The organism is Streptomyces sp. NBC_01341, from assembly GCF_035946055.1.
Classification (GTDB): Bacteria; Actinomycetota; Actinomycetes; order Streptomycetales; family Streptomycetaceae; genus Streptomyces.
In genome coordinates, this window is sequence record NZ_CP108364.1 from 3414018 (window position 1) to 3432964 (window position 18947).

Annotated in this window: 23 protein-coding genes; 11 read left to right on the forward strand and 12 right to left on the reverse strand. The window is 71.7% G+C overall.

The annotated features are described in order from the left end of the window. Positions 1 to 160: 160 nt before the first annotated feature. On the forward strand, positions 161 to 409 hold the full coding sequence (locus OG206_RS14920) for a hypothetical protein (protein ID WP_327116197.1): 249 nt from the start codon (positions 161 to 163) through the stop codon (positions 407 to 409). After that, a complete protein-coding gene (locus OG206_RS14925; RefSeq protein WP_327116199.1) occupies positions 406 to 648 on the forward strand; it encodes a hypothetical protein in 243 nt (80 codons plus the stop codon). Before OG206_RS14920 ends, OG206_RS14925 begins: the two co-directional genes overlap by 4 nt. Before the next feature lie 99 nt (positions 649 to 747). On the opposite strand, the gene OG206_RS14930 is transcribed toward OG206_RS14925, so the two are convergent. The 3 genes from OG206_RS14930 to mshA form a co-directional block, all read right to left on the reverse strand. Next, positions 748 to 1527: a hypothetical protein gene (locus tag OG206_RS14930; RefSeq protein ID WP_327116201.1), complete on the reverse strand. Its 780-nt coding sequence runs from the start codon at positions 1525 to 1527 to the stop codon at positions 748 to 750. A 239-nt stretch (positions 1528 to 1766) separates the two neighbouring features. Further along, entirely contained in the window at positions 1767 to 2273 is a 507-nt protein-coding gene (locus OG206_RS14935; RefSeq protein WP_327116203.1) for a YbjN domain-containing protein, read from the reverse strand. Between the two features lie 76 nt (positions 2274 to 2349). Then, positions 2350 to 3699 (reverse strand): D-inositol-3-phosphate glycosyltransferase, encoded by a 1350-nt coding sequence (mshA, locus tag OG206_RS14940; protein ID WP_327116205.1) that lies wholly within the window; start codon positions 3697 to 3699, stop codon positions 2350 to 2352. Positions 3700 to 3883: 184 nt separating this feature from the next. Here mshA and OG206_RS14945 point away from each other — a divergent pair, with 184 nt between their 5' ends. From OG206_RS14945 to OG206_RS14955, 3 genes are all read left to right on the forward strand, one after another. Beyond that, complete coding sequence (locus OG206_RS14945) at positions 3884 to 4669, forward strand: class I SAM-dependent methyltransferase (protein WP_327116207.1); 786 nt, start codon at positions 3884 to 3886, stop codon at positions 4667 to 4669. A 261-nt stretch (positions 4670 to 4930) separates the two neighbouring features. Next, positions 4931 to 5998, forward strand: a complete 1068-nt coding sequence (locus tag OG206_RS14950) for a C40 family peptidase (protein ID WP_327116209.1) — start codon at positions 4931 to 4933, stop codon at positions 5996 to 5998. A gap of 300 nt (positions 5999 to 6298) precedes the next feature. Beyond that, entirely contained in the window at positions 6299 to 7636 is a 1338-nt protein-coding gene (locus OG206_RS14955; protein ID WP_327116211.1) for a PP2C family protein-serine/threonine phosphatase, read from the forward strand. On the opposite strand, the gene OG206_RS14960 is transcribed toward OG206_RS14955, so the two are convergent. The 4 genes from OG206_RS14960 to OG206_RS14975 form a co-directional block, all read right to left on the reverse strand. Then, entirely contained in the window at positions 7618 to 7950 is a 333-nt protein-coding gene (locus OG206_RS14960; protein WP_327116213.1) for a DUF2516 family protein, read from the reverse strand. The genes OG206_RS14955 and OG206_RS14960 overlap by 19 nt on opposite strands. Before the next feature lie 188 nt (positions 7951 to 8138). After that, positions 8139 to 8816 (reverse strand): hypothetical protein, encoded by a 678-nt coding sequence (locus tag OG206_RS14965; RefSeq protein WP_327116214.1) that lies wholly within the window; start codon positions 8814 to 8816, stop codon positions 8139 to 8141. Between the two features lie 27 nt (positions 8817 to 8843). Continuing rightward, positions 8844 to 9347: a helix-turn-helix domain-containing protein gene (locus OG206_RS14970; RefSeq protein ID WP_327116216.1), complete on the reverse strand. Its 504-nt coding sequence runs from the start codon at positions 9345 to 9347 to the stop codon at positions 8844 to 8846. Between the two features lie 145 nt (positions 9348 to 9492). Continuing rightward, a complete protein-coding gene (locus OG206_RS14975; protein ID WP_327116218.1) occupies positions 9493 to 10029 on the reverse strand; it encodes an HAD domain-containing protein in 537 nt (178 codons plus the stop codon). Between the two features lie 165 nt (positions 10030 to 10194). Between OG206_RS14975 and OG206_RS14980 the strand changes: the two genes are divergently transcribed. Together OG206_RS14980 and OG206_RS14985 are read left to right on the forward strand one after the other, a co-directional pair. Further along, positions 10195 to 10788 carry a DinB family protein gene (locus OG206_RS14980; protein WP_327116220.1) on the forward strand — a complete coding sequence of 198 codons (594 nt, stop codon included), beginning with the start codon at positions 10195 to 10197 and terminating at the stop codon, positions 10786 to 10788. Between the two features lie 263 nt (positions 10789 to 11051). After that, the gene (locus OG206_RS14985) at positions 11052 to 11399 is read left to right on the forward strand and encodes a deoxyxylulose-5-phosphate synthase (RefSeq protein ID WP_327116222.1); all 348 of its coding nucleotides are present in this window, start codon (positions 11052 to 11054) and stop codon (positions 11397 to 11399) included. Between the two features lie 37 nt (positions 11400 to 11436). Here OG206_RS14985 and OG206_RS14990 read toward each other — a convergent pair whose 3' ends face one another. The 4 genes from OG206_RS14990 to OG206_RS15005 all read right to left on the reverse strand — a co-directional run bounded on the left by OG206_RS14990 (position 11437) and on the right by OG206_RS15005 (position 15217). Continuing rightward, on the reverse strand, positions 11437 to 12069 hold the full coding sequence (locus OG206_RS14990) for a TetR/AcrR family transcriptional regulator (protein WP_327116224.1): 633 nt from the start codon (positions 12067 to 12069) through the stop codon (positions 11437 to 11439). Between the two features lie 219 nt (positions 12070 to 12288). Next, entirely contained in the window at positions 12289 to 13389 is a 1101-nt protein-coding gene (locus OG206_RS14995) for an aminoglycoside phosphotransferase family protein (protein WP_327116226.1), read from the reverse strand. A gap of 67 nt (positions 13390 to 13456) precedes the next feature. Beyond that, the gene (locus OG206_RS15000) at positions 13457 to 14236 is read right to left on the reverse strand and encodes an HAD family hydrolase (RefSeq protein WP_327116228.1); all 780 of its coding nucleotides are present in this window, start codon (positions 14234 to 14236) and stop codon (positions 13457 to 13459) included. A gap of 51 nt (positions 14237 to 14287) precedes the next feature. Further along, positions 14288 to 15217, reverse strand: a complete 930-nt coding sequence (locus tag OG206_RS15005) for a GntR family transcriptional regulator (RefSeq protein WP_327116230.1) — start codon at positions 15215 to 15217, stop codon at positions 14288 to 14290. Positions 15218 to 15476: 259 nt separating this feature from the next. Here OG206_RS15005 and OG206_RS15010 point away from each other — a divergent pair, with 259 nt between their 5' ends. The 4 genes from OG206_RS15010 (at position 15477) to OG206_RS15025 (ending at position 17606) form a co-directional block, all read left to right on the forward strand. After that, on the forward strand, positions 15477 to 15641 hold the full coding sequence (locus OG206_RS15010; RefSeq protein WP_327116232.1) for a hypothetical protein: 165 nt from the start codon (positions 15477 to 15479) through the stop codon (positions 15639 to 15641). Positions 15642 to 15958: 317 nt separating this feature from the next. Then, positions 15959 to 16558, forward strand: a complete 600-nt coding sequence (locus tag OG206_RS15015; protein WP_327116234.1) for a molybdopterin-dependent oxidoreductase — start codon at positions 15959 to 15961, stop codon at positions 16556 to 16558. Positions 16559 to 16561: 3 nt separating this feature from the next. Further along, positions 16562 to 17266: a ferredoxin reductase gene (locus tag OG206_RS15020; protein ID WP_327116236.1), complete on the forward strand. Its 705-nt coding sequence runs from the start codon at positions 16562 to 16564 to the stop codon at positions 17264 to 17266. A 64-nt stretch (positions 17267 to 17330) separates the two neighbouring features. Then, on the forward strand, positions 17331 to 17606 hold the full coding sequence (locus OG206_RS15025) for a DUF6510 family protein (protein WP_327116238.1): 276 nt from the start codon (positions 17331 to 17333) through the stop codon (positions 17604 to 17606). Between the two features lie 25 nt (positions 17607 to 17631). Here the strand turns inward: OG206_RS15025 and OG206_RS15030 are convergent, their stop codons facing one another. Next, positions 17632 to 18885 carry a GNAT family N-acetyltransferase gene (locus OG206_RS15030; RefSeq protein WP_327116240.1) on the reverse strand — a complete coding sequence of 418 codons (1254 nt, stop codon included), beginning with the start codon at positions 18883 to 18885 and terminating at the stop codon, positions 17632 to 17634. Positions 18886 to 18947 lie beyond the last annotated feature (62 nt).

Genomic DNA, 18947 nt, shown 5'->3' on the forward strand with positions numbered 1-18947 from the left:
GTTGGGGGACGGCCCGGCCGGCGTGGGGCCGTTCTGCGTACGCTGCGCCCGTGGCCGCACCCGCTAACCTGACCCCCACACCTGCCCGTTACCCAGGTGCACACCCCGCGCCGTACGGGCAGGCGGGGCGCGGAGAGCAAGGAGATCGGGGAGAACCATCATGGGCGAGTCTCTGAGGACCTTCGTCGGCGGGACCGAGGTCGAGGTTCCCAACAGCATCCCAGCGATCCGCGCCGCGCTCCCCGACGAGAGACGCGAGGAGTTCGACAGCGCGATCAACGAGGCCGGGGTGCACGAGATCCAGGCGGTGATGCGTCACTGGATGCTCGAGGCCGTGCCCGATCCCGAGGCCGAGAAGATTCTTGACCGGCTGGCCCAGGACGAGGCCGAGAGGCGGAACGTCGCTTGAGTTTCCGCATCTCCTACGCCCCGCCCGCCGACGACACGTTGGCCAAGATGCGCGACGGTGACGCGTTCCGCGGCGAGATGGCGCGCACCCTCGGCCTCGATCCCTACGGACACGCCTCCAGCGCCGTCAAGCTCGAACGCGACCGGCGCGAGGCGACCGTGGGCGGGGCCATCGTCCTCTACTACGTCTCCGGAACCGTGCTGACGGTCACCGTCGTCAGGCTCGTCCCCCTGCCGTAGGGCGGCCGCTCCCCTGGGACGCACCCTCCTGGACTGCGCAGGGGCGGGAGCCGTCCTGCCCGCCCCCGCCCCGCCTGCCCGGCCCTGACAGCCCGAGGATCAGCCGAGCTTCCCGGCCTGCGCGTCGATGACGGCGGTCGGCTTGTCGAAGTCGGACTTCTCGCCCGTCGCGCCGAGGTTGAAGGAGAAGAACGTGGCGACCGTGCCGCCCTTGCGGAGGCTCACGAGCTTGAAGGGGACCGCGGACTCGCCCTTCCCCATCTGCACCCTCCAGGCGACGGCCTCGTCACCACCGGCCACCTTCTCCTCGGTCAGCGAGGTGATCGTCTGCCTCGTGTCCTTCATCGTCAGAGTGAACCCGCCCGTCGCGCACTTGGCTGCGGACTCCCTCAGTTCGGCCAGGTTCTTCTCGGCACCGTCACCGTCGTACGAGGCCAGCGTGACCAGGGACGACGTCATGTCGAGCGCGCCGTTCATGGCGTCCTTCAGGTCCCCGGGGGCGGACTTCTTCTTCTTGGGCTCCTCGACGGCCTTGCGCCCGGAGTTGCCCACCGGGGTGCCTCGCTTCACGCCGTAGAACGCGAACCCGATCGGCTGGCACTCCTTCTTGTCCACGGTGACGGCCTCGGGCGCGACGATGTCCTCCGGTCCCGTCTTGGAGATCTTGTATCCGTCGACGTCGCCCTGCTCCAGCGACACCTTCTCCAGTTCGGCCGTCGTGAGGGCCTTGACCGCGGACGTGCCCGCGTCGTCCTTGGCACCCGGCGCGGCGCTGTCACCCTTGCCGCCGGAGTCCGAGCCGCCGCAGGCGGTGGCGAGCAGGGCGAGGCACGCGGCGGAGGCGGCGAGGGCGGTACGGCGTACGGCGGTGGCGCGCATGGTTCGTTCAACTCTCGGTACGAAGGAGCAACACCCCTCCCCGAAGCAGGTATTCAGGACCTTCTCAGGAGGGTTGTCGCGGTGCGGAACACTCTACGATCGGACACCAGTCCGGCAGCCGTTCCGCCTGGCCACGGGATGTGATCGTGATTCTGCTGTGATCAGCCTGTGAAGGCGCCGCGGGGCCCGTGGATGCCGTGCAAAAGCCAGGAGCCGTCGGCTTGCTCGACGACATCCACTCAGGAGGGGCGCCGCGTGAGGTGTGTGAAGGCGTCCAGGTTGCGGGTGGACTCCCCCCGCTCCACCCGCCAGGCGTACTCCTTGCGGATCGCGCTCGCGAAGCCCAGTTCGAGCAGCGGGTTGAACGCGCCGTCCGCCGCTTCGAGGACCGCGCCGAGCAGCCGGTCGAGCTCTGCGGGGGTGACGACCGACAGCGGGAGCCGGCCGGTCAGGTAGATGTCGCCGAGCTGGTCGATCGCGTAACTCACGCCGAAGAGACGGAGGTTGTGCTCCAGGAGCCAGCGGTGCACGGCGGCGTCGTTCTCGTCCGGGTGGCGGATGACGAACGCGTTGAGGGAGAGGGAGTGCTGCCCGACGCGCAGGGAACAGGTCGTGGACAGCTTTCGCGTGCCCGGGAGCTTCACGACGTAGGTGCCGGGCTCGGGGCTCTCCCATTCGAGTTCCGCGTCGTTCAGCGTCGCCTCGACGACCTGCGCCGCTGCTGTCCCACCGGATACGTCAGCCATGGTCCGAGCGTACGACAGGGTGCCCCGCGAGCCCCGGCCGCGGTGCGACGGCCGGGCTGCTCGGCGGGGCGACGGCTCAGTGGTGGTGCGAGCGGGCGCGACGTCGGTGCTGCATCGCGGCCGTGTAGACGTCGGCGGTGGCCGACGCCGCCGCGTCCCAGCCGAACGACTGGGCGTGGGCGGCGGCCGCGGCCCCCATCCGTCCGGCAAGCTCGGGGCTTCCGGCGAACCGGCCCAGCGCCTGGGCGTACGCCTCCGGGTCGTGGCCGGGGATGAGGAAACCGCTGGTGCCGTCCTGGACCGCCACCGGCAGGCCGCCGACGGCCGCTGCGAGCACCGGCGTACCGGTCGCCTGTGCCTCTATGGCGACGAGTCCGAAGGACTCGCTGTAGGAGGGCATGACCAGCACGGACGCCGCCCTGAACCAGTCGGCGAGCTGGTCCTGGCAGACCGGCGGGTGGAAGCGGACGACATCCGCGATACCCAGGCGTGCGGCCAGCTTCTGCAGGCCCTCGGGCTTGGCGAGACCGCTGCCGCTGGGGCCTCCGACGACGGGGACGACGATGCGCGAGCGCAGCGAGGGGTCGCGGTCGAGGAGCACGGCCACCGCTCGCAACAGCACGTCCGGCGCCTTCAACGGCTGGATGCGCCCGGCGAACAGCGGGATCAGGGCGTCCTGGGGCAGCCCCAGCCGGGCCCGGGCGGCGGCGCGACCGTCGGCGGGGCAGAAACGTTCCAGGTTCACCCCGGGGTGCACGACGGCGACCGAGGCCGGATCCGCGTCGTAGAAGCGGATGAGTTCGTCCGCTTCACCCGCCGTGTTGGCGATGAGGCGGTCGGAGGCGTGGACGATCTGGGTCTCGCCGATGACACGCGCGGCGGGCTCGGGGGTGTCGCCCTCGGCGAGTGCGGCGTTCTTGACCTTCGCCATGGTGTGCATGGCGTGGACGAGGGGCACGCCCCAGCGCTGGGCTGCGAGCCAGCCGACCTGTCCGGAGAGCCAGTAGTGCGAGTGGACGAGGTCGTAGTAGCCGGGGCGCTGGCCGGCCCATGCCTGCATCACGCCGTGTGTGAAGGCGCAGAGCTGGGCAGGCAGCTCCTCCTTGGCGAGGCCCTCGTACGGCCCGGCGTCGATGTGGCGGACCAGGACGCCGGGCGCCATCTCGACCGTCGGCGCCAGCCCGCCGGTGGTGGCACGCGTGAAGATCTCGACCTCGATGCCGATCGCGGCGAGACGCCTGGCCAGCTCGACGATGTAGACGTTCATGCCGCCCGCGTCGCCCGTGCCGGGCTGGTGCAGGGGCGAGGTGTGGACGGAGAGCATGGCGACGCGGCGCGGCTTGCGGTGGCCGCCCGCGAAACCGCCCGGAAAGCGGATCCGGGGTGCCGCACGGCCGCTGCCGAGCCGGGAGACGTACTGGCTCACGGTCCCGCTCCTCCTCGCTCGGGGCATGACACGTACGGGGCACACGACCCCTTCGGGGACCAGAACAGCGGAACTGGCTCGTTCATTTCCGCTTTGCCGAATCATTACGATTCGCTCGGCGCGCCTCGCCGCCCGCCACTCGTCGCCACACCTGCCCGTCGGCGCTTCGCATACGCTCCCTGTCATGCACCAGCGCCCCATCGGCACCGCGACACGCGGGACCACCAACCCCAATCGGCTCCGCCGTATGGACCGCTGGATTGCCGCCACCCACGGCCCCGCCCTGCGCCGCAGCGACGCCCCGGCCGCGGTCGACCTCGGCTACGGGGCAGCCCCCTGGACCGCGGTCGAACTGCTGGAGCGGCTGCGTACCGCCGAACCCCGCACCACTGTCACCGGCATCGAGATCGACCCGGAGCGGGTCGCCGCGGCGCGGCCCTACGAGCGCGAGGGCCTCACCTTCGTCCACGGCGGTTTCGAGATCCCCCTGCCCGGCCGCCCCACCCTCATCCGGGCGGCGAACGTGCTCCGCCAGTACGACGAGGGCGAGGTCGCCGCCGTCTGGCGGCGGCTGTGCGCCCGGCTCGCCCCGGACGGCCTGCTGGTCGAGGGCACCTGCGACGAGATCGGCCGCCGCCACGTGTGGGTCGCACTCGGACCCGAGGGGCCGCGCACGGTCACCTTCGCCACGCGCCTCGGTTCCCTGGACCGCCCTTCCGACCTCGCCGAGCGCCTGCCCAAGGCCCTGATCCACCGCAACGTCCCGGGAGAGCCGGTCCACGCCTTCCTGCGCGACCTCGACCGGGCGTGGGCCACCGCGTCTCCCTACGCGTCGCTCGGCGCGCGGCAGCGCTGGATCGCGGCCGCCCGCACCGTGTCCGCCGACTGGCCCCTGACGGACGGAGTACGCCGATGGCGGCAGGGAGAGATCACGGTCCTCTGGTCGGCACTGCGTCCCGGGCCACCTTGAACTCCGGCTGAATGCCGGCAGGACGCCTGGCCGGGTGCAGACGAACCGGCGCGCACGGAGGGCGGCAACCGGCGGAAACCGGCCGGATCCGGGAACCCCGGTGGATCACCGTTCGTCACCAGTGTGACGGGCCCGGCGCGGCGGACCTCTGTTGCTTTACGGGGCAACATGGCACGATCGCGTCGTCACTCAAACGTTACTGACGGTAAGTCACATGTACGCGATATGGCTTTCGTTGCCATTCGCCCGGAGGGGGAGCTCGTGAACCGACGCCACTGTGCCGCTGCCGCGATCACTCTGGTCTGCGCACTGGCCCTGCTGACCGCGCCGGTCCAGGCCATGGCCGCCCCCGTACCCGAGCCCACGCCGACCGCCACGGCACCCACCGCCGGAGGGAAGACCCTCGAAGAGGTGCGGCAGGAGATCGACACCCTCTACCGCAAGGCCGGGGCGGCCACGGACGCGTACAACCTCGCCGAGGAGCAGGCCGAGAAGCAGTCCGGTGAGATCGTCCGGCTGACCAAGTCGATCACCGAAGGCCGGACGAAGATCGCCGAGCTGAAGGACAGGGCCGGAGCGCAGGCCCGCGAGCAGTACCGCAGCGGCGGACTCCCCCCGGGCGCGCAGCTCGTGCTGAGCGGCGACCCGTACTTCTTCCTGGACGGCATCAACCAGGCGAGGCAGGGCCAGCAGGCCACCAAGGGCATGCTCACCGAACTGGAGCAGGCCCAGGAGGACTTGGAGACGTACACCCAGGACGCGAACCTCAACTGGGAGAAGCTCGAAGCCGGTCGCCTCAAGCAGGCCAAGGCGAAGAAGAGCATCAACGCGCAGATAGCGGCCGCGAAGAAGATCGAGTCGCAGCTCGCGAAGGAGGAGCAGGCCAGGCTCCTCCAGCTGGAGAAGGACGCCGCGTCGACGGCGCAGGCGGCCTGGCTCTCCTCCGGCGCGCTCGACGACATCAACCGTGAGGCGAGCGCGAGCGGAAAGGCGGCGCTCGCCTTCGCCACCGCCCAGATCGGCAAGCCGTACGTATGGGGAGCCGAGGGCCCGGGATCGTACGACTGCTCGGGGCTGACCTCGCAGGCCTGGGCGGCGGCGAAGCGGCCGATCCCCCGGACGTCCCAGGAGCAGTGGCGCCGGCTGCCCCGCATTCCCATCCACGACATGCGCCCGGGCGACCTGATCATCTACCACAGCGACGCCAGCCACGTCGGGATGTACGTCGGCGACGGCTCGATCGTGCACGCCCCGCGGCCCGGCAGGAACGTCACGCTCGCGGGCGCCGGCTCGATGCAGATCCTCGGCGTGGTCCGCCCCGACAAGTAGGCGCCCGGCGCGGGAGACCGCCCGTGCCGGGGACCGCGTGACGCACACCGCATCCCAGCCGCACGACCGCGCGTGGATCGTGTGTGCGAGGCGTGATGTTCGTCATGACCTCATGTCCGTTTCATGTGCGCCCATCACGCCGGATCCGTGGTGGGACGCGGCTTATGGCCGCGCATATGACACCCGAAGATCACCCTGCGGCATTCCGTTCACCGGCCGCGGACCGCTATCGTCCCCGTCGGCGGGTCGTCGATCGTCGTCCCGCCGCGCCCTCGGGGGGAGGGAAGGAAACCCGAACCGATGCCCGTACCCGTACCGCAGCAACGTGCCGTTCCCGCTGCGGAGACCACTCACGGCGCCGACCTCACACTGCTGGTGATCGAGGACGACCCTGCGGGCACCTTCACCGTCCCCGAGCTGTCGTCGACCACCGGGGCACGGATCCGAGTCCGGACCGCCCGCAACCTCACCGAGGCCGGACGACTGCTCACGGACGACGTCGACTGCATCCTGCTCGACCTGGAGCTGGAGTCGGCGACACTGCCCGTCGGCGCACGCGAGGGCACCGGCACCCAGCCCGACGGGCTGGCCACGCTCAAGCACGTCCTGCGCATCGCACCGCGCCACGCCGTCCTCGCACTCACCGCGGAGGACGACGCGGAGCGGGCCGCCGAGGCCGTGCGCGTCGGCGCCCAGGACTACCTCTTCCGCGGCGAGCTCGACGGCCGCCTCCTCAGCCGCGCCATCCGGTACGCCGTCGAGCGCAAGCGGGCGGACATCGCGCAGCACCAGCTGACCGAGTCCCGGCTGCGGGCCCAGGAGAACGCCCGGCTGGAACGTGGACTGCTGCCCACCCCGCTTCTCGACGGCTCCGACCTCGCCTTCGCCGCCCATTACCGTCCGGGCCGCAGCCGCGCCCTGCTCGGCGGCGACTTCTACGACACGGTGCGCACCCCCGACGGCACGGTCCACGCGATGATCGGCGACGTCTGCGGACACGGCCCGGACGAGGCGGCGCTCGGCGTCGAACTGCGCATCGCCTGGCGTGCGCTGACCCTGGCCGGGCTCTGCGGCGACGCCCTGCTGTCCACGATGCAGCAGGTGCTGGAGCACGAGCGGCAGAGCGAGGAGATCTTCGCGACGCTCTGCACCGTCGACATCGCCCCCGACGGCCGCCGCGCCGGACTGTGCATCGCGGGCCACCCCGCGCCGCTGATCGCCCGCCAGGGCAGGGCGGCCCACCTGCTCCCCTACGAGGACGGCGGCCCCGCGCTCGGGCTGCTGCCGCACGCCCGCTGGCCTCGCCGGCAGGTCGAGCTCGGCGGCTCCTGGAGCCTCATGATGTACACCGACGGGCTGATCGAGGGCCGCGTCGGGCTCGAAAGGACCCAGCGGCTCGGCCAGGACGGCATGGTCGCGATGATCAACGGGCGGCTGGACCAGGGACTCGGCGGCGAGGCGCTGCTGGAGGCCGCCGTCACCCAGGTGCAGGAACTGAACGGCGGCGAGCTGACCGACGACGTGGCGGTCCTGCTGCTGGAACGCGACGAGGCCCTGATACGCCGGAAGGGCAGGAGCGCCGTGCGCTCCCGCCCCGGTACGGCTTCGCCCGCGCGCGCTCAGCGCCCGCCGTTGTAGGGACCGTACGGCCCGTCGCTGCTCGAACCGCCGCGACGGCCGCCGCCCGACACGGCCTTGATCGCCGGCCGCACGTCCACCATGAAGACGATGGACGCGACCACGCCCGCGATCTGCAGGAAGAGGATCGGGATGACCAGGTTCACGAACACGGTGATCCCGAGGATGATCAGCCAGAAGGACTTCTTCTGCTTGTCCGCGGCGCGGTAGGCGTCCTCGCGCGCCGTCACCGCGAAGACCAGCGCGACCACGGCCAGGACGAGCATGGCCAGGTACAGCATCTGGAGGATCGAGCCGAATGCTTCGAGCAACACGGTGAGCACCGCCTAATCAATGGATGAGCCCTCGCGGCCAAGGTACCGGGACAACGACCCGGGCACCCTCAAAGGTGCCCGGCCCGTTCTTCCGGCGGCCCGTTCTTCCGGCAGCCCGTTCTTCCGGCAGCCGTCTCTCGGCAGTCGTCTTCGACAGCCCGTCCGTCGGCAGCCAGGGACCGCTTCCGCTACTTCGCGGACGGCGGGGTGGTCTTCTTCGCCGCGGGCTTGCGCACGGGCGCGGGCTTCTTCGCCGACGCGACGGGCGCCGCCTTCGACTCGGCGGCCTTCGGCGCGGGCTTCTTCGCGGCGGGGGTCGCCGGCTTCGCCTGCGTCGCGGGCTTGACGGGCGTCGCCTTCACGGGCGTCGCCTTCACGGCGGTCTCGGACTTCTGCTTCGGCACCGCCTTCGGCTCCGCCTCGACGACGGCGGCGATCTCCACGATCTCGTCGGCCGTCTCGCCGCGCCAGGTGCGCACGGTGAGCTCGCCGCGCTCGGCGACCTTCTCGTACGTCTCACGGGCACGGACCGCGTACTCGGCGGCCACACCCACGCTCCGCAGCGCCAGGTCCTGAGCGCTCTCGCCCCACTTCTTCAGGTCGGTGTCCAGCGACCCGAAGACCTCGCTCACCTTCGCCTGGACGGTGGCCTGGGCCTCCCTGGCCTGCGTGGTGACCCGCTCCTGGACGGCCTTGGGGTCGGTGTTGCGCACGGCCTCGATCCGCTCGGGCGCCTCGGCCCGCAGCTGGTCGATCAGGGCCGGGACCTTGCGCGCCTGCTCGACGGCGAGATCGGCCGTGCCGGCGGCGAAGTAGAGGGGGGTCGGGTCGGTGAGGGTCTTGCGCAGGTCATCGGTGATGGCCATGACTGTGGTCCTCCCGGAACATCGAAGTCAGTTGAGGGGTGGGTCTGCATCACTGCCGCCGGCCGTGCGGGGGCCGCGGTCGTCCGTGCCGGCGTCGGTCGCGTCGCCGGCGCCGCTCTCCGCGTCGATTCTGCTCTCCGCGGCGGCGGCACCGTGGATCCCGGCGTCGGTGTCGGACGCGACATCGAATCCGTTCTCTCGGCGGAAGGAGTCGTAGATCTGCAGAAGAACGTTCTTCTGCCGCTCGTTGATCGACGGATCGGCCAATATGACCGCCCGCGTCTCCAGTTCCTCCCGCTCCCGCTCATCGAGGATCCCGGCCCGCACGTACAGCGTCTCGGCCGAGATCCGCAGGGCCTTGGCGACCTGCTGCAGCACCTCGGCACTCGGCTTGCGCAGACCTCGCTCGATCTGGCTGAGATACGGATTGGACACTCCGGCGGCGTCGGCGAGCTGCCGCAGGGAGAGCTGCGCGGTACGCCGCTGCTCACGCAGGTACTCGCCGAGATTGCCGACGTTGAGTGATGCCATGCCTCGATACTGCCGACCGTTGCTAACTTTTGCAAGCGCCTGCTTGCAAAAGTGTTCCGCCTCATGCCGGGGCGGATGTCACTCGCGTCGACAACTGTCACTTCCCGCGCGCTGTCAAAGGGTCCAAGAGCCCCGCCCCCCGGCCTCATCCGCCCGAGCGGCTCTCCCCCGCGCGCAGCCACGCCCGGATGGCCGCGAAGTCCGCGTCCGTGAGGCCGATACGAGGGTCGACCCGCTGGAGAAGCGCCCTGCCCCCGTGATGGCGGCCCACCCACGCCCGGTCGACGGCGGAGATCTCGTCGTCCACCCAGACGAAGGGGCGCCCGGCGGCCCGGTCGACGAGGGGAGGCGTCTTCCAGTGCAGGCCGCTGATCATGTCCGCCGGATCCTCCGGCCACTCCACCACCGCGAGGGCCGGCAGCCCGAGCCACGGCGCGACGCACTCGTTCGCACTGTCCAGCCACGTCGTCGCCCACACCAGTTCGCACCCCAGCGCCGTCAGCTTCGGCCCCAGCGCCGGATCGATCCTGGCGACCAGCGGATTCCTCCCCGCCGACGGCCTGCCGGAGGCCGGGCGGTACCTCGGGTAGCCCCGGGGGAGCTGCTGCGGCGTCGCCCCGAACGGGATGAGAGGGCCGTCGACGTCGAGGAAGAGAAGAGGGCGCTGATGCGGACCGGTCACGCGTGCACGGTAACCGCCCTCGGCCGGATTGCCGCTCCGGTGACGGCCGCCCGTGGGATTGAGCGGGCCTGCCGGAACGGTGCCCGCCCCGGTCGCACGCCAGGGCGGCAGGAGCGGCACGGAAAAGCCCACGCCGGAGGTCGCGCGGGCGGCAGACTGGCCGCCATGACCTCACCGGATGCCAAGGCCGACCTCCACTTCTACCTGCAGTCGGCGCGCGACGCGCTGCTGTGGAAACTCGTCGGCCTGTCGGAGTACGACGCCCGCCGCCCGCTGACGCCCACCGGGACCAACCTCCTGGGGCTGGTGAAACACACGGCGAGCATCGAACTGGGTTACCTGGGCGACACCTTCGGACGCCCATCCGGTGAAGCACAGCCCTGGGTCGAGCCGGACGCCGAGCCCAACGCGGACATGTGGGCCACCCCCGACGAGTCACGGGAACAGATCGTGGCGCTCTACCACCGGGCGTGGGCGCACGCCGACGCGACGATCGAGGCGCTCGCGCTGGACACGGTCGGCAGGGTGCCCTGGTGGCCGAGCCATCGTGCCGAAGTGACGCTGCATCATGCCGTGATCCGCGTGATCGCGGACACGCACCGGCACGCCGGGCACGCCGACATCGTCCGCGAGCTCCTGGACGGTGCGGTCGGAATGGGCGAGGGCAACGACAGCATGGCGCCGGGCGGCCCCGCCTACTGGGAGAAGCACCGGGACCGCCTGGAGCACGTCGCCCGGGAAGCCGACGGGAAGGCATAGCGGATGCCGGACGGAGGGACCGCTGGAACGGACCTCTCGACAACCGGCCAGGGTCCGGCTCCGGAATGGTCGGAGACGGGAAGCACTGTCTGCGGCGCCCTGCGCGGAAGGCCCAGCGCCTCGTCCGTGGCCGCCGCTTTCGCGAGTGCCGGGTCCGAGCGGCCTGACCCGGCAGGTGCATCCCTGGAGCCACGGCGTCGGACCCGGCCCCGTACCCGTAAATCCGGTCGAACAGGCGCCCTGCGCACCCCTACCCTGCCTCCATGTCCCACGCCAACACCTCGTACGTGTGCCTGCCGTGCCGCGCCTCGTACAAGCGTCGCTACGAGCCGCACCACGAGAGGGTCCCGCACCGGCCTGTGTGCCCCCGGTGCGCGGGTGCGCTGATCCACGTCGGGTCGGCGTTCGCCGCTCCGCGCCGCCGGGACACCGCTGCGTGGCGCACACTCGCGGTGTTGCTCCACGCGGGCATCCGCTTCCACAAGAGCTGTTGCGGCGGCCCCGGCTACCGGCCGCGCACCCTGCGCGAGGTGAAGGAGCGGATGGTGTACGCGGAAGCCACCGGTGAGCCGTTCGCGCACGCCCTGGTCAGGGCGGAGCTGCCCCGGTGACGTCCCCTCCCCCGCGATCCGCACCGGCCGCTCGGCCTCATCGTGGCGCAGGTCCGCCGAGGCCGTCCGCCAGCTGCGCGAAGGCGGTCCCGGCTGCCGCCACCGCGTCGTCGTACACCTGCCCGGCGCTCTCACCCGCGTCGATCCGCCGCCAGTTCTCCTCGGCCAGGATGCGCAGTACGGCGACGATCTGGCCCGCCGCGAGCCTCGCCGCAACCGGGGTCGCGGGGTCGAGCGCACGGGCGAGCGCCACCTCGGACCGGCTCTGGTATCCGTAGAGGCGGGCGACGAGCGACGGGGTCCCGTACAGCAGCCGGTGGAAGTCCAGCACGGCGGGGACGTCGCACAGGCCGGTCACCGGGTCGCGGCGCTCCAGGCCGTCCAGGTGGTGGCGGCGCAGGGCGTCCAGCGGGGTCGTGCCGGCCGGCCGGCCGGAGACCACGCGGGCCGGCTCGTCCTCGTGGTCCGCGAACCGGTGCAGGACCAAGTCCTCCTTGGCCGGGAAGTAGCGGAACAGCGTCGGCTTGGAGATCTCCGCCGCGGCGGCCACCTCGGCGACCGAGACCTTGTCGAAGCCGCGCTCGAGGAACATCGAGATCGCCGCGTCGGAGACGGCCTGGTAGGTCTGCCGCTTCTTGCGCTCACGCAGTCCGGGCTGCTCCGTGCTCATGACTCCGCTTCCCGTGTGTTCACGACTCCGTGCCCGCCGATCAGTGCCTCGACCCCCGTCCGGCAGTCGTTCGCCGCCGAACACGAACGCGTGGTCGGGTTCGTCCGGCTCGCGCGTACAACATACGCAGAAGGGCTCCGCCATGGCGTCACGGCCGAAGCACACATCCCGGCCGCGCCCACGGGATGCCCGACGCCCGGCCCGCGCGCCCGGACGGTCTCAGGACACCGACGCGGTGACGCCGGCCGCCTCCCGGCCCCGGAGCCACCTCGTGTAGGCCGCCATGACCTCGCGCAGCGACGGGACGGCGTCGAGACCGAGAGGTTCCCGCGCCCGCTCCAGCACCTCCCGCACGCGGTGCGCGGTCACCGGCAGCCTGCTCCAGGCGGGTCCCGCACCCGGCTGCTCCAGCGCGATGGCGCCGCGGATCACATCGGTGTAGACCGACTGGGCGCGCTTGTACGCCAGGAGCACGTCCAGGTCCTCGCGCCAGCCCTTCGCGCACTCGGGGCGCACGGCCCGCACCGCCGCCGCCCAGAGTCGGGCGGTCCGCGCGGTCTCCCGGGCGGAGTACCGCATCAGGTGCAGGTGCGTGGCGAGGTCGTAGAGCGGATCACCGATCATGGACAGCTCCCAGTCGATGGTCCAGAGGTCGCCAACCCCGTCCACGATGAAGTTCAGCCGGTGCAGGTCGCCGTGGACGAGTGTGAAGGGCCGGTCCGTCAGCCCCCGTGCCCGGCGTCTGATGCCGTCCAGCGCACCGTCCCGCACACCGAGTTCGCGCAGCAGCGAGCCGAAACGGCCGGCGTGCCGGCCGTGGACCTCGTGCTCGGTGAAGTCGATCAGGCTCTCCAGGAAGGCCGCGGAGTCACCGTCGCCCGGATGGTCCGCCGGGGCACAGAGCCGCGGCGCGCCGATGGAGGCGGTGTCCAGCGCCACGAGTTCACCGAAGAGCCGGCCCAACTGTGCGGCGTGCCGCTCCGACAGGGCCCCCGCCGTGCCGCGCCCGAGCGTGCGCCCCTCGATGAACCCCTGGAGGAGGACGTGTTCGTCGAGGACCAGGATCCCCGGTATCCGGCTCACCCGGCCCCGCAGGTCCAGGAGCAGCCGGTCCTCGGACAGGAAGCACCTGCGGTCGAACCTGAACAGCTCCGAGCGCGGTTCGTGCACCTTGCAGCGCAGCGGCCCGTCCGGCAGCGCGAAGACGTACGTCTCACGGTAGTGGCCTCTGAAAGGCCCTTCGATCACCGTCGCGTCACCACCCGCGCCCTCGCGGCCCGTCGGGACTCCGCGCACGTCCACCGTGGTGTCGACCGTCACCGCCCGCTCCTTCGACCATGAGGGGCCCGAGCGATCGCCGAGCGGCTCCTTCTGCGGGCGCCTGCCTCTACCCGCGGACGCCGGCCGTCAGTTGTCCCATTCCCGGCGCGCTCGACGGCACGCGCCCGCGTGCCGTTTCCACGAGGCCCCGCAGTGAACGCACCGCCCACCGACACCCGGCTTCCTCGAGGGCACGGCGCTTGCGGTCGTTCACCGCATAGCCAATGAACGGTACACCGACCGCCCTGGCCGCAAGCCAGTCCGCGGGGGAATCCCCGATCATGACGGCGGCCGCCGGGTCCGGGCAGCCGGTCGACTCCAGGGCCCGGAGCAGGCAGTGCGGATCGGGCTTGAGAAGTGCGAGATCCGGCGTGCGTCCGTGGATGTGCTCGCCCGTCAGTGCCGCGGACTCGTGCCGGTCGAAGAAACGGATGACCGCGGCGGGTGAGTTGTTCGTCGTGACCGCCTGTCTCCAGCCGCCGGCGTCCAGGGCTCCGATGAGTTCCAGCGCGTGCTCCGTCGGTGTGGCACCGGTGGCCGCCTCGATCTCCTCCTCGGCGAGGCAGCGCTCGGCCCGCACGGTCCTCTCCCCGGCTCCGTAGTGCGCGCCGACCGCCTGGAGCAGGGCCAGCGGGTCGCCCCCGCCGGACGCGGCGACCTCCGGGTCGCAGCCGGTCCTGCGCAGTTCTGCCGCCAGCCGCGTCGCCACCCCGGTCGCCGGGCGGGTGGCGAACAGGTCGCACAGCGGGCCGTCGAAGTCGAAGAGGACACATTCCGCCGCCGCGAGCAGGGCGGTGGGGCCGGACGCCGTGGCACCGTCAGGGGTGGCAGCGCGCCGAACACTCATGCAGTCGATCCGTTCACCAGGGCCGTCGCCGGGTCGTCGTGCCGGGCACGGTCAGAAGGGCGCCTTCGTGGCCAGGTTGTCCCACGTGGCGTCGAAGAACTTACGCGCCGCCCGCACCACTCCGGCCTGTTCGGGGGTGGAGTCGGCCGAGGCCCGGAAGGGATACAGCGTGGCCCCCGTGCCGTAGGCGTCGTACGTCGCGACGTCCTCCCCGTCCGGCAGGGTCGCGGTGCCCTCCTCGGGGATGTAGAAGCCCTGGAGCACCACCCGGTTGTTCAGGATGTACAACTTCATCTGCGGCGAGAAGGGGACGAGGCGCACCTGTACGTCGACCTCCTCCACCAGCTTGAGCCGGCGGAGTTCGTAGAGCGCGGACCGCAGCATCGTCACGTGGCTGTGCAGGATTCCGCCGAGCCGGGCCCGTACCCGCGGGTCGTCCTCACCGGTCACCTGCCGGGGGATCGCCAGCGACGGCGACTCGGTGTTCGGGAGGAGCAGACGGGCGGTGACGCTGCGGGGCGGGCTGATCTCGCCGGCGACGATCCGGTCCTTCTGGTCGACGACCCGTGCGGCCAGGGACTCCGTCGTCATCGAGAAGACGTCGAGCCGGACGACGTTGGCCTCGAACGCCTCCACGAGGTACGGCTTGAGCAGCACGGGCGGCACGCGTTCGGACACGACGGCCCACACGTCACCCTCGGGGTGAACGGTGGGCCTCGGCACGTGACGGCTCTCCCCGGTCTCCGACGCCACGAAGGAACCGCTGCCCTGCCGGGTCACGATCAGCTCCTCCTTGCGCAGGAGGGACAGGGCCTGATTGACCGTCGCCCGCGATACACCGAAGCGCGTGGCCAAATCCTCCTGCGTGGGCAGGCGCTCGCCCGGCTGACGGGACTCGCTGTTGATCTCCTTGCGCAGCTCGTCGGCGACCCACCTGTACTGGAACTTGGTGTCACGCGGGGCAGATCCATGACTTGTCACCCTGCAACCCTACAACTTCCTTTGGTGCACGTTGAGATGACACGCAGTGCGGCACCTCGATATGTCCACAAGACCTACAACTAACCGAACAACCAGACAAGTTTGCGACGTCACCCCTACAGGGCATACGTACGATAAGTCAAAACGGGGGACTTGTACGGCACTTGTCAGGTTACTGCGCAGCGTCGCGCACAGCAGCCGGCCTCCCCCACCAGCGGCGCGTTCGCGCCGATCCCGCACCCGGGAAGGAGTGAGCGCCATGCCCCTGTTCACCTTGGGCCTCGAGCAGATCATCCAGTGGAAGTACGGCGTCATGGGGACCTTCGGTGTCACCCTGCTGAGCTTCGGCCTCAAAGCGGGCAACCCCAACGTCGCCTGTGCGGGTGCCCTCATCCTGGCCCTGCTGTTCGCGCCGGCCGACTGACACCGTTCCGCCGGCGGTCGGGCCGGCGGAACGAGTCGCCGGCGAACTGTCCCGGATACCGATACCGCCCCCGGTACGGGGAGCGTCGCGGGCAGATTCCTCCCCGCTGGTGCCCCTCCCGGTTCCCGGGCCCCCGGGGGTGCGGCGTCGAGATGCGCGTGCCCCGCAGGAGTGGAAGATGGAAGCAGGTGAGGGCCGGATGGCGTCACCGCGCATCGGCCGCCGCCCGGCGGGCCTCCGGAGACGGCGGGCCTGCCGCCCAGGACGGTCACGAGGTCCGGCCGGCAGGGGGGCTTCGACGCGAGGGTGAGCAGATCGTGGACAACTTCTCCCCGGGCTTTCACGGGCGTACGAACCGCTTCGAGGGGCGCCTGCCCCCGGGCCAGTACCCCACCGAGTCCTTCCCGGTCCTCTCCGCCGGACCGACCCCCAAGGTGCTCACGGAGACCTGGGACTTCGGCATCACCACGGAGACCGGACAGCGCCACTACTGGGACTGGGACCGGATGATGGCGCTGCCCCAGGAGGACCTGACCGTCGACATCCACTGCGTGACGCGGTGGTCGAAGTTCGACACCTCCTGGCGCGGGGTCTCCCTGGACGCCTTCCTCGAGGACGTGGAGACCTCCGCGGACTTCGCGCTGGTGCACAGCGAGGGCGGGTACACCACCAACCTGCCGCTGGAGGACCTGACGGACGGCAAGGCATGGCTCGTGCACACCTTCGACGGGTACGACCTGTCCCCCGAACACGGCGGCCCCGTGCGGCTGCTCGTGCCGCAGCACTACCTGTGGAAGTCCGCGAAGTGGGTCAAGGGCATCTCCCTCACGCCGCAGAACGAGCCAGGCTTCTGGGAATCGGTCGGCTACCACGACTACGGCGACCCCTGGCGCGAGCAGCGCACCTGGAGCGACTGAGCGATGGGCTCCTGGAGGAACGCCCGGCTCGTCGAGCGCGCGGAGCTGACCACGACGGGCCGGTCACTGCACTTCGACGTGCCCCACTGGCCCGGCCACCTCGCCGGCCAGCACGTGGATGTCCGCCTGAGCGCGGACGACGGCTACCAGGCGGTACGCAGCTACTCGCTGGCCGCGCCGAGCAAGGGCACCCGTATCGAGCTGGGTGTGCAGGCCGCGGCGGGCGGCGAGGTGTCCCCCTATCTCGCCGGGGACCTGCCCGTGGGTGCCGAGGTGGAGGTCAAGGGGCCGCTCGGCGGCTGGTTCGTCTGGCGCCCCGAGCAGGAGGATCCCGTCCTGCTGGTCGCGGGCGGCTGCGGTATCGCCCCTCTGATGGCGATGGTCCGCGACCACCGGGACCACTCCACGGCCCCCATGCACCTGGTCTACTCGGTCCGCGACCCGGCCCAGGTCTGGTACCGCGAGGAGCTCGGCGCCGCACAGGGCCTGGGGACCACCGTCCACCTCGTCCACACCCGCCAGGCTCCGCCCGGCTCGTCCCGGCCGCCCGGCCGCGTGGGTGCCCACGACCTGCCGCCACCAGCGGCAGCCGGTGCCGAGACCCTGTGCTTCGTGTGCGGGCCGACCGGCTTCGTGGAGCACGCCGCCGGGCTGCTCGTCGACGCCGGACACGCACCCGGGCGCATCCGCACCGAGCGCTTCGGGTGATGCCACCGCCGCCCGCGGCCCACCCGGCCCGTTCCCCGCGTCACCACCCGATCCGGAGGCACGTATGAACACCCCCTCCCCCTCGTACCGCGACGGCAACGCCCTGGCGGGCCCGCTGTCGGAGATCTTCACGACGGACCCGACCGCCGCCTGGCGGCGCTGCCCCGACTGCGGGCTGACGGGCTCGCTGGCGCAGCTCCGCGTCTACGGCCCGGAACCGGGCCTGACCGGCCGGTGCCCGGGGTGCGCCGCCGTGGCCCTGCGCCTGGTCGAGCAGCCTGACCACCTCTGGCTGCAGATGGGGAGCGGCGGCGGGGCGTTCCGCTTCCCGCGCCTCTGAAGGAGCGCTGCCGGACGGCGGCCGGTCAGAACACGTCCGGGCACCAGGCCCGTCGCGGTGCCCGGAACAACGCGTCCGCCGCGAGCGCCGCCCCGGCCCGGTGTTCGTCCAGCCGCCCGAGCGCGGCCAGCCGCACCGGGGACTCGTCGCCGAGGTAGAGGGTGCCCAGCTCCGCCACGTCCAGCGTGAGGTCGGCCTCCCTCGTCGTCGGGGTGCAGGAGGCACCGGACGGTGAGCCCTCCAGCAGGAAGCGGCCGCCCGCCAGGCCCGCGGCGTCGCGCACCTCCATGACCAGGGCGCCCTCGCCGCCGTACGTGCGCGCCTCCAGCGCGCGCGGGACGTCCAGGACGCGCAGCCACAGGAAGTCGGCCAGTGTCACGAGGCGGGCGGCCCGGGGGTCGGGCAGGAACAGGGGCAGCAGGTCGTCGGGGGCGCGGTGGCCCGAGCGCACCGTGGTGACCCAGTCGATGGAGCAGACGAACTCCCAGAGCGCCCTTTCCGCCGCCGGGGTCGCGGCGACCATGCCGGCCACCGTCGCCTTGTTGAGCGGTTGCTTCCCGTCGCCCCAGCGGTCGTCGGCGCGATACGTCATCAGCCCGTCGGGCTCTCCGTCCGCGGACCGGTAGACCGCGTGGAACGGCTCCGTCCACGTCTCGAACGCGGGCACGTCCACGCCGGTGTTCCGCTGCCACCAGCGCTCGTCCCGGGACACCACCCCCTGCTGCACGGCCGCGAGCCGCGCGTGGAGCTCGGGGCCCAGCGTGCGCACGTCGGCGCCGTCGACCAGTTCGATCCGGCCGCCGTCCCCCTCGGACGGGACCCGCCGCCGCAGGTCGAAACCGGCCCTCGGGACGTCGATCTCCCATTCGGCGGCCCAGGCGGCCGGCCCGAATCCGTACCGCCCGTAGATCGGGTACTCGGCGGCGACCAGTGACGCGACCACGTCGCCGCGCTCCTTCGCCGCCGCGAGGTCCGCGGCCATCATCCGGCTGAGCAGCCCGCGCCGCCGGTGCGTGGGGGTCACCGTGACGGCCGTGATCGCGTCGGCGCGCACCGCCGCGCCGCCGACGACGGTCAGTTCCTGCGCGAACGACCGGAAGGTGGCCACGCAGCGCCCCGCGTCGAACACACCCTGGGTGCGCGCGAGATCGGTCCGGGCCAGGCGCCAGGCCACCTCTTCCTCCCCGGGCAGCGACGGCGCCCGGAGGAATCCGGTACCCACGGCGCGCAGCCAGTCGGGGTATTCGGCGGCGGTCACGGTACGCGGATCATGGCTCATCCCGCCACGCTAGGCAGAAGCCGTCCGCCGTGTCGCCCGCATTTTCCCGGGGGCTCCCGTCC

Excerpts from the sequence above, each read along its gene's own strand:
- OG206_RS14920 (WP_327116197.1), top strand. The coding sequence starts at position 161 with ATGGGCGAGTCTCTGAGGACCTTCGTCGGCGGGACCGAGGTCGAGGTT.
- OG206_RS14930 (WP_327116201.1), bottom strand. The coding sequence starts at position 1,527 with ATGCGCGCCACCGCCGTACGCCGTACCGCCCTCGCCGCCTCCGCCGCG.
- OG206_RS14935 (WP_327116203.1), bottom strand. The coding sequence starts at position 2,273 with ATGGCTGACGTATCCGGTGGGACAGCAGCGGCGCAGGTCGTCGAGGCG.
- OG206_RS14945 (WP_327116207.1), top strand. The coding sequence starts at position 3,884 with ATGCACCAGCGCCCCATCGGCACCGCGACACGCGGGACCACCAACCCC.
- OG206_RS14955 (WP_327116211.1), top strand. The coding sequence starts at position 6,299 with ATGCCCGTACCCGTACCGCAGCAACGTGCCGTTCCCGCTGCGGAGACC.
- OG206_RS14965 (WP_327116214.1), bottom strand. The coding sequence starts at position 8,816 with ATGGCCATCACCGATGACCTGCGCAAGACCCTCACCGACCCGACCCCC.
- OG206_RS14970 (WP_327116216.1), bottom strand. The coding sequence starts at position 9,347 with ATGGCATCACTCAACGTCGGCAATCTCGGCGAGTACCTGCGTGAGCAG.
- OG206_RS14980 (WP_327116220.1), top strand. The coding sequence starts at position 10,195 with ATGACCTCACCGGATGCCAAGGCCGACCTCCACTTCTACCTGCAGTCG.
- OG206_RS14985 (WP_327116222.1), top strand. The coding sequence starts at position 11,052 with ATGTCCCACGCCAACACCTCGTACGTGTGCCTGCCGTGCCGCGCCTCG.
- OG206_RS14990 (WP_327116224.1), bottom strand. The coding sequence starts at position 12,069 with ATGAGCACGGAGCAGCCCGGACTGCGTGAGCGCAAGAAGCGGCAGACC.
- OG206_RS15000 (WP_327116228.1), bottom strand. The coding sequence starts at position 14,236 with ATGAGTGTTCGGCGCGCTGCCACCCCTGACGGTGCCACGGCGTCCGGC.
- OG206_RS15010 (WP_327116232.1), top strand. The coding sequence starts at position 15,477 with ATGCCCCTGTTCACCTTGGGCCTCGAGCAGATCATCCAGTGGAAGTAC.
- OG206_RS15020 (WP_327116236.1), top strand. The coding sequence starts at position 16,562 with ATGGGCTCCTGGAGGAACGCCCGGCTCGTCGAGCGCGCGGAGCTGACC.
- OG206_RS15025 (WP_327116238.1), top strand. The coding sequence starts at position 17,331 with ATGAACACCCCCTCCCCCTCGTACCGCGACGGCAACGCCCTGGCGGGC.
- OG206_RS15030 (WP_327116240.1), bottom strand. The coding sequence starts at position 18,885 with ATGAGCCATGATCCGCGTACCGTGACCGCCGCCGAATACCCCGACTGG.